Origin of the sequence: Pseudomonas wayambapalatensis (assembly GCF_049942315.1) — a bacterium.
Classification (GTDB): Bacteria; Pseudomonadota; Gammaproteobacteria; order Pseudomonadales; family Pseudomonadaceae; genus Aquipseudomonas; species Aquipseudomonas wayambapalatensis.
The window spans coordinates 1-8603 of the sequence record NZ_JBNFMU010000023.1; the positions used below are offsets into that span (position 1 = coordinate 1).

Consider the following 8603-nt stretch of genomic DNA (forward strand, 5'->3'; position numbering starts at 1 on the left):
CGGGCCCGGCAGTGGACGATGACGCGAGCATGCTGCAGTACTTTCGCGAGAACTGCGGGTCGATCTATCACCTGTGCGGCAGTTGCGCGATGGGCAACGACCCGTCGACCAGCGTGGTGGACGCGCGGTTGGCGGTGCATGGGCTGGACGGGCTGCGCATCGTCGATGCCTCGGTATTCCCCAATGTGACCTCAGGCAATACCAACGCAGCAGTGATGATGGTGGCAGAAAAAGGGGCAGACCTGATTCTCGAATCGGCCGAGCAGAGTGCCCCGATCCTGGCCGAGACTCAACGACGCTCGGCCTGAGCGGCACAGGCGAATCGGGCGAGCTGCACGGCAGCTTGCCCGGTTTTAGTGAGTAAAAACGCGACTCCACGCCACAAAACAATCCATTTGAATACTAAATTCAGCGCCAATCATCCATTTGAGCGAAGAACGCCTGAGCATTCGCCTCCAGGCTCTGCAGGTGATAGCCGCCCTCCTGCACGATCAGGCATGGCAGCCCCAGCTCGCGAATCCGCTCGCCAAGCGTGGCGAAGCCCTGGGTCGTGACCGCCACCTTGCTCTGCGGATCGAGTTCGTAGATATCGAAACCGAGCGACAGCACCAGCACCTCGGCATCGAAATCCTTCAGCGCATCCAGGGCAATGTCCAGTTGCGCCAGGAAGTCCCCCTCGCTCGCGCCATGGGCCATCGGCAAGTTCAGGTTGTAACCCTCGCCCTCGCCTGCGCCACGCTCATCGGCAAAGCCGGCCACGCCCGGGTAGAAGTTGGTGGGATCACCGTGCACCGAGACATACAGCACATCGCTGCGCGTGTAGAAGATCTCCTGGATGCCCTGGCCGTGGTGCATGTCGGTGTCCAGCACGGCGACCTTGTGGTAGCGCTCGCGCAATACTTGAGCAGCGACGGCCGCATTGTTGAGGTAGCAGAAACCGCCTGCGGCATCGAAGCGCGCATGGTGCCCCGGCGGACGGCACAGGGCGTAGGCTGCACGCTCGCCGTCGAGAATCGCCCGGGCCCCGGCGACCGCACTCTGCGCCGACCAGTAGGCCGAGCGCCAGGTCTGCTCGCCCACCGGGCAACTGCCATCGGCCAGGTAGCGTGCCGCCTGGGCCAGGATGCCGCGCAAGGCGTTGGGCTCGCGCACGAAGATGTTCGACATCACTTCGTCGCCCCAATCCTCGGGCACTTCTTTCCAGCGCGCGTGCGCCTCTTGGAGGAAGGCCAGGTAGGGCTCGCCGTGCACCGCGGCGAGCGGCGCGAGGCCGGCATCCTGCGGTTGGCGGATGTCCATGTCCAGGTCGCGGGCCGCTTGCAGTAGGCGCTGAGCGCGCTCAGGGACTTCCTGAGGGGTGCGCATGGCACCACGGGAGTAGTAGCTGCGCGGATGGTGCAGCAGTTGTTCGGGGTGAAAATAGCAGCGCATCAGGCCTCTCCTGGTTCGACACGGCCGGCACGGGCCAGCACGGCGTTGAGCAATACATCGGCGCCGTTACGGGCGTCGTCGGGCAGCACGTCTTCGGCTTCGTTGTGGCTCAGGCCGCCCACGCAAGGGATGAAGATCATGGCTGTCGGGCAGTAGCGCGCCAGCAGAATCGCATCGTGCCCGGCGCCACTGACGATCCGCTGCTGGGTATGGCCGAGGGCATCGACCGCGTGCTGCACCGCCGCCACGCACTCGGCATCGAACGGGGTGGCCGGGCTGACCCAATGCCGCGCGACGCTCACACGCAAGCCGCGCTGGGCGGCGACAACCTGCAGCAACTCACCCAGTTGACGTTCCATGGCCTCGATGGCTTCGTCGCGGTGATGGCGCAGGTCGACGGTAAAACGCACCACGCCCGGGATGGTATTGCGCGACGCTTTGCCGATGGACAGCTCGCCCACCGTGGTCAGGCCTTCGGGGGCGAAGTCGGCCGCCAGTTGCTCCACCGCCTGGATCATCCGCGCGGCGCCATACAACGCATCCTTGCGCAGCGCCATCGGCGTGGTGCCAGCGTGGGCGGCCATGCCCTGGACCGTGACGTCGAGCCAGCGAATCGCCTGACCGCCCGTCACCACGCCAATGCTCTTGGCGTTGTCTTCCAGGATCGGCCCCTGCTCGATGTGCGCCTCGAAATAGGCGTCCACCGGCCCGCCCAATGGCCGCTCACCGGCATAGCCAGTGGAGGCCAGCGCCTCGGCGACGCTGATACCATCGGCATCGTGGATCGCCAGGGCCTGCTGCAGATCGAGCACGCCAGTGAACACCGCCGAGCCGAACATCGCTGGGGTGAAGCGTGCGCCCTCTTCATTGGTCCACACGGCGATTTCCAGCGGCTTGCGGGTGTGGATGCCGAGGTCGTTCAAGCAGCGCACCACTTCCAGGCCGGCCAGCACTCCATACACGCCGTCGAAGCGTCCACCTTCAGGCTGGGTGTCCAGGTGGCTGCCCATCATCACGGGCGCAGCCTGTGGCTCGAGGCCGGGGCGTCGGGCGAACAGGTTACCGATGGCATCCACCGACAGGCTCAGGCCAGCCTCGCGGCACCAACCGACGAACAGCTCGCGGCCGGCCTTGTCGTCCTCGCTCAAGGCCAGGCGGCAACTGCCGCCACGGGCGGTAGCGCCCACCTCGGCCATGGCCATCAGGCTCGCCCACAGGCGTTCGCCATTGCTTTTCAACATCATGGGTACTCCAGTCGAATCGGGATTTCAGGCCAGCTCGAGGCGCTGGCTGTGGGCATACTGGCGCGCCAGGGCCAGTACACAGACCAGCGAGATGCTGGCGATCAAGGTGTAGAACAGCGCCATCGGCCACCAGTGGCCGCTGAACTGATGGGCAAGCCAGGTGCCGATCAACGGCGTCAGGCCACCGGCGATGGCGCCGCACACCTGGTAGGCCAGGGAAATCGCGGTGTAGCGCACGCGCGTCTGGAACATGCCGCTGACGAAGCCAGCAATCACCGCGTAGAACGACGCCATGCACGCAGCCGCCAGGGCGATACCGAGCACGATCAGCGGCCCCTGCCCGGAGCTGACCAGCACGAACATCGGGTAAGGCGAGGCCATCGCCAACAGCGCCATCAGGGCAAGGAAGCGGGTGGCGCCGAGCTTCTCCGACAGCCAGGCCGCGATGGGCTGCACACAGAACTGGATGATCGCCACGAAGAACAGGCATTCGAGGATCAGCGAGCGCTCCAGGTGCAGCTGCTGGGTGGTGTAGCTGATCATGAAGGTGTTGGTGAAGTAGACGCCGGCGATGCCCAGCGTATTGGCACCGATGCACAGCAACAGCGGACGCCAGGCGGTACGCAGCACCTCCAGCACCGGCGCCTGCTCCTTGCGCTGGGCCTTGAGCGCCTGTTCGCGGCTGGCGATGAACTCCGGCGACTCGTTGACCCCCAGGCGAATCGCCAGGCCGACCAGCAGCAACAGCGCACTGGCCAGGAACGGCAGGCGCCAGCCCCAGCTCATCAGGTCTTCTTCCGGCAGGCGGGTGACGGCGCCAAAGGCCAGCAGCGAGAGGATCAGCCCCGCCGGGCTGCCCAGTTGGGCGAACGATGCGAAGAAGGTACGCCGGCCCTTGGGCGCATGCTCGCCCGCCATCAACACCGCCCCACCCCACTCGCCACCCACGGCGATGCCCTGGACGATACGCAGCAGGATCAACAGCACCGGTGCGGTGGCGCCGATCTGTGCGTAGGTCGGCAGCAGGCCGATCCCGATGGTGACCACCCCCATCATCAGCAGGGTGATGACCAGGGATTTCTTGCGCCCGATGCGGTCACCCACATGACCGAACACGATGCCGCCCAATGGCCGGGCGAAAAAGCCGACGGCGAAGGTGCCGAAGGCCGCCATGGTGCTGAACAGACTGTTGTCGGAAGGAAAGAACAAGGCACCGAACACCAGGGCGGCGGCGGTGGCGTAGATGTAGAAGTCGTACCATTCGATCATGGTGCCGATGAACGCGGCGGCCGCGGCCCGGCGCGGCTGAGGCGAAGCGGAAGGCTTCATGGGGCTGGCTCCTTTGCTTGTTGTTCTGGCAGGAGTTGAGGGTCACGGTGGCGCTCTCTGGCGCTTGGTCTTGCTGCAGGGGTGGCCTTTTCGCGGGCAAGCCCGCTCCCACTGGCCCTCTGCATGCCCTTGATTTATCGACCCGGGGCTATGATTAGTCAATTTTCTATTTATTATTCGAACTATTAGCCGTGCTTATCATTCGAGCCCATCATGTCCGACCGCCTGCTCAACGACCGCCTCGACTGGAACCTGCTGCGCACCTTTCGGGTGATCGGCCAGGAACTCTCCATCAGCCGCGCCGCCGCTCGCCTGCACCTTACGCAACCGGCCGTGAGCCAGGCGCTCAAACGCCTGGAAGAACAACTCGGCCGTCAGCTAATCGCCCGCCGCGGCCCACGCTTCGTGCTCACCGAAACGGGCGAGCAACTGTTCCAGCTCGCCGGCGAGGTGTATGGGCAGATGTCGCAGATCGGTGGGCTGCTGGAGCAACCTGCTGACGAAGTGGTGGGCAAGGTGCGCCTGCTGATGATCAGCCGTATCGTCAGCGAGCGCTTCGACGACTTTCTCGCCGACTTTCATCGCCAGCATTCTCGGGTGGAGTTGGAAATCGACGTGATGCGCAGTTCCGACATCGTCGCGGCCCTGCAGGAAAAGACCGCCACCGCAGGCCTGAGCCTCAACCGCCGTGCGCAACCGCGCCTGGAGCAGCGCCTGTTCCTGCGCCAGCGCTATGCCTTCTTCTGCGGCAAGCACCACGCACTGTTCGGCGCCCAGGAAGGCGACCTGCAACGAGAGAATTTCGTCAGTTTCACCAGCGACCAGATTGGCGGCATGCTCTCGCCATTGACCATCTTCCGCGACCAGCAAGGATTCTCCGGCAGGATCGTCGCGTCCTCCCCGAGCCTTGAAGAGGTGCGTCGGCTGGTGATCGCAGGGTTCGGTATAGGCTGCCTGCCCGAGCATGTGGTGGCAGCGGATGTGCAGGCCGGGCTGCTCTGGAAGCTGGCGCCGCATGAAGGCATTGCCGATGTGGATATCCACCTGCTGTGGAACCGCGAGCAACGCTTGAGTCGGGCCGAGGGGGTGTTTGTCGAGGCGTTGCAGCGGTGTCTGGAGCACTGAACCCTGTGTGAGACGATCCAGAGGTCGGTCTACGCCAGAGTAAAATGCACTAGGTTCTGCACGAAAAGTCTTGAGACGCAGGTCAGGCTGTTTTCGCCTTGCCTGACCTTCGTCTCAAGGCTTTTCATACAGACCCTAGGGCCAGTTTGCTTGAGATTTGCCTTTCAGTAAAAGATACCGGTGGTTGCTGCAAAGGCGGTTTGAGGGTGCCTGAGTTGTCGGCTGGGGCGGATGACATGAGGTCAGAGTGCACAACCCTGACCCCATGAGTTTCGTTCTCAGTACACGATGTATAGCGCTCCTAGCGCCAACCAGATTACATGTGTTGTTGGTGTGCTGGACACCTCCAGCATCGTTATTTGCTCACCCGGCCCGGCCTCAAGCGAGTAATATTTGTCAGTGGGTGAAAATGAAAGTGTTTTGTGGTTGTTAATTGGGCTGACGTTGATTGAGGTTAAAGCCTTACCGCCATTGAATGCCTTGATCGTACCATTGCCCGAGGCGCCAAAGAATACTTTGCGTGCAGGCTTGAATAGGGTAAGTCGATAGGTGCTTGAATATTTTACAGGGCTGTTCTCGAACGCCCTCCCGGCACTAATCATACGCGGGCCTGCCCTATGAGGGCTATGCGTAAATCTGACAAGGAAATCCTGATCCGAGCATTGAAGTCTGAGGGCCGAAAGATTTTGGTTGTAGTGCCTGGAGAGGCCAGTATTTGAAGACTCGTACGTTTCAACCTGAATAGCGTCGATCAATTCCAGTAGCAAGGGTTTTGAGTGCAGTGGCTCGGTAGCGCCTTGGGGTGTTATTTCGGCGAGAATCAGTACTGTTTTTCCCTCGACAGAAAGTAGTTTCCAAAGAGGCAGCTTGATGATTTGTGTGCCAGTGCCAGTTACAATGTGCGGGTCACTTGCAAGTCCTGCGTACTTGATGATGATCTTGTCGCCTGCAGTCATATTGGTGTATGGCTGGACCTCGATTGAAAGATATCCATCGGACAGATCTCCCAAGGCCAGTTTTCCGCTTTTCGCCGCAGGTACCGTCACCTCGTATCGCGACTTCTTCACCATTTCAGCCGTTGCAATTCTGAAGTTGAAATCTTGGGAGGCCCGGCTTGGCTTACCTTTCCAGCGCACAATGTAGTAGACCGTTACATCTACGGGTTTCTCGTCGCTGAGCTCCAGCTCCTCGGCGGGTATTTGGAAGGGGCAGGCTTCGTCGCCCGGTTCCAGTACCTGTTCATCTTCATAAAATGAGCCGTCCGAGCGAGACCAGTACAACTCAATCGTACAAGGTGCGGGTTGCTCGGCGCCTGATGGGATGATGATTTCCATGTTGTATTTGTAGTCGCTACACTCGGGATCGAGGATGCCGTCCGTCAGCGTCGGCTCGGTCACCGGTGCCGGTAACGATTCTGAGAGGTAGCCCAGCTGATAGGTCGATCGTGGAGAGTAGCCCAACCTGCCGTTACGGTTCACTTGGTAGAACACGTCGACGAAACCGCCGTCAAACGGCATGAGGTAGTCTTTGCCCGCCAATTTGATTGTCAGTTGTTTACCAACTTGTTTGGCTGAAACCCGGTATCGTTTGCTGGTCTTGAGTGACACTGTCCCATCGGCTGCGGTGCCACGCCATTCAACAATTATTTCGTCTTCTGCCTGTAGCAGGGCATCCGTTGGAATCACGACATGGATGGCCTGCAGATCGCTATCGATCCAATCATCCTCGGCCTCTGCCAGAAGTGGAGGATGTGCAACCGACATCCCCTTGAAGCTGATGAATGTCGAGGGTGAGGCTATCTGCTGGCCAGCGCGCACCACGCGATATGTCACCCGGGCGCTGCCACCACCCAGCGGCGTCAGGGCCTCATTCGGTATGTCGAACGTTGGCGGCGTTGCCGTGTCCGTCACCGGCTTCGGCCCAGCGGTGAAAGGGATCTCGAGACCGTCCTCGGTGCACCCCTCCCAGCTCAGCACTACGCTGTCACCTGATCTGAAGGGGCCTGGTAAATGCACTGTCAGGTGCGTACCTTCAAAAATTTCAGGGGACGCATCCCCCTCGATCAGCGCCCGGTCCTTGTCGCGCAGCAACGGTGCCTGCAGCTCCGAGGCCTGAAGCTTGACCGCCACCAGTGTCGCATGTGACCCCTCCGACTCATTGCCGACCTCGTCAACCACATAGTAACTTACCGGTACGGCAACTCCATCGCCTGCAAGTTTGAATGTGGCCTCGCTTACATCAATCGACACTTCCTGACCGCACTCGGCCTCGGTGACTTTGCGTGTGATCAGGACATGACCGACATAGAGATGGATGACGTCTTCTGCCGACATAGTGAGATAAGCGGGGATGGTGACCCTGGCATGGCTGCTTCCCGGTTCAATCGTGCGCGGTACAACTCGGGGGGCAGTAAGTTTCTCACCAATCCCCTGTTCACCCTCAACCCCGGGTTGACCCACTCGATACAGTGTCTTCACCGCAGGTGACTCAACAAAGGTGCTGTTCGCGCGCAGCACAAGATAATACAGTGAGCCCGTACCTGGAAGTGGTACATCTGAAGGGTCTACCTGCAACGTCAGAAAAGCGTTTTCCTCGCCTGGCCGAACTTTATGGCTGGCAACTTCCTTACCGTTCCACATCAATTTTACAGTGTCGTGAGCTTTCATCGACTTATAGTTCGGGACGATGACCAACAACCCGTCGCCGTACTCAGCAACCAGCTCGTCGCTGATACCCGAGTCTTCATTGGAGTTCAGGAGTAGCGATTCGTAGATCAATGGGCGAGGCGCATCACTGCTGCTGTCGTTTGGGTATTTGCGTCCAATGAACTCCTGATAATTCTTGAGCAGTTCATCAATGACTGTTCTGCCGTTAGAATCATCGTTAATCACATCTGCGTCGACCTGCTTTTTTTCATGAACTTCCATGACCGTAAACACTCCATTAGTTGTCTTGTGGTAGACCTGATAGCGATTTCCGGCATTCAAGTACGGACTCTATATCCTGTGCAAAATTGACATCGGCAGCATAGGTGCTGTCAGCAAGGAAAGTCTACTGGTAGAAATAACAGGCAATGGGAGCTGGCAGGGTTTGAATAGCGTGCGGCGTAGCGCAAGCATGATGCTTGCCGAGTCTGGATGTTGCCATCCAGCAGCAGGGTTGGAGTAATGCTCCTGCATCCGTTCCGCTCCCGGGAGGATCGCACTGTAGGCTGCGTCCGGAGCCTCAGCGCTTGACGGGTTCCTGCCCGCCATCTCCGTTCGCAAGGCCTCCGTTTACCCTTCTTACGTCGCGTTTGGCGGCGCCTGAACTAGGCTCTGTCTGAAAAAAGCCGTCGCATACACCGCATGACGCAAGCCAGCGGGACCATTGCGGCATAACTTTTTGCGAGCTTTTCGAAGCGCGTGACGATTCGGCGGTTCTCTTTTAGCCAGCCGAACATGCGTTCGATGATGTTGCGCTGTCGATATTTGG

General features: G+C 60.3%; 7 protein-coding genes. 2 read left to right on the forward strand and 5 right to left on the reverse strand.

Annotated features, from left to right (window positions below):
* Positions 1-308, forward strand: a 308-nt coding sequence (locus ACPZMI_RS00330; protein WP_426351434.1) for a GMC oxidoreductase, incomplete at its 5' end; no start/stop codon positions are given.
* A gap of 100 nt (positions 309-408) precedes the next feature.
* Here the strand turns inward: ACPZMI_RS00330 and ACPZMI_RS00335 are convergent.
* Genes ACPZMI_RS00335 through ACPZMI_RS00345 form a run of 3 tightly spaced genes read right to left on the reverse strand, consistent with a single transcriptional unit; the run spans position 409 to position 4004 of the window.
* The gene (locus ACPZMI_RS00335; protein ID WP_186664129.1) at positions 409-1431 is read right to left on the reverse strand and encodes a histone deacetylase family protein; all 1023 of its coding nucleotides are present in this window, start codon (positions 1429-1431) and stop codon (positions 409-411) included.
* Positions 1431-2672, reverse strand: a complete 1242-nt coding sequence (locus tag ACPZMI_RS00340) for a Zn-dependent hydrolase (protein WP_186720625.1) — start codon at positions 2670-2672, stop codon at positions 1431-1433. Before ACPZMI_RS00340 ends, ACPZMI_RS00335 begins: the two co-directional genes overlap by 1 nt.
* Before the next feature lie 27 nt (positions 2673-2699).
* A complete protein-coding gene (locus ACPZMI_RS00345) occupies positions 2700-4004 on the reverse strand; it encodes an MFS transporter (protein ID WP_426351435.1) in 1305 nt (434 codons plus the stop codon).
* 213 nt (positions 4005-4217) lie between these two features.
* On the opposite strand from ACPZMI_RS00345, the gene ACPZMI_RS00350 reads away from it, so the two are divergent.
* Entirely contained in the window at positions 4218-5129 is a 912-nt protein-coding gene (locus ACPZMI_RS00350; RefSeq protein WP_426351436.1) for a LysR family transcriptional regulator, read from the forward strand.
* A 278-nt stretch (positions 5130-5407) separates the two neighbouring features.
* Here the strand turns inward: ACPZMI_RS00350 and ACPZMI_RS00355 are convergent, their stop codons facing one another.
* Together ACPZMI_RS00355 and ACPZMI_RS00360 are read right to left on the reverse strand one after the other, a co-directional pair.
* On the reverse strand, positions 5408-8056 hold the full coding sequence (locus ACPZMI_RS00355) for a hypothetical protein (RefSeq protein WP_426351437.1): 2649 nt from the start codon (positions 8054-8056) through the stop codon (positions 5408-5410).
* A gap of 383 nt (positions 8057-8439) precedes the next feature.
* On the reverse strand, positions 8440-8603 hold a 164-nt coding region (locus tag ACPZMI_RS00360), incomplete at its 5' end, for a transposase (protein WP_426351438.1).

Excerpts from the sequence above, each read along its gene's own strand:
- ACPZMI_RS00335 (WP_186664129.1), bottom strand. The coding sequence starts at position 1,431 with ATGCGCTGCTATTTTCACCCCGAACAACTGCTGCACCATCCGCGCAGC.
- ACPZMI_RS00340 (WP_186720625.1), bottom strand. The coding sequence starts at position 2,672 with ATGTTGAAAAGCAATGGCGAACGCCTGTGGGCGAGCCTGATGGCCATG.
- ACPZMI_RS00345 (WP_426351435.1), bottom strand. The coding sequence starts at position 4,004 with ATGAAGCCTTCCGCTTCGCCTCAGCCGCGCCGGGCCGCGGCCGCCGCG.
- ACPZMI_RS00350 (WP_426351436.1), top strand. The coding sequence starts at position 4,218 with ATGTCCGACCGCCTGCTCAACGACCGCCTCGACTGGAACCTGCTGCGC.
- ACPZMI_RS00355 (WP_426351437.1), bottom strand. The coding sequence starts at position 8,056 with ATGGAAGTTCATGAAAAAAAGCAGGTCGACGCAGATGTGATTAACGAT.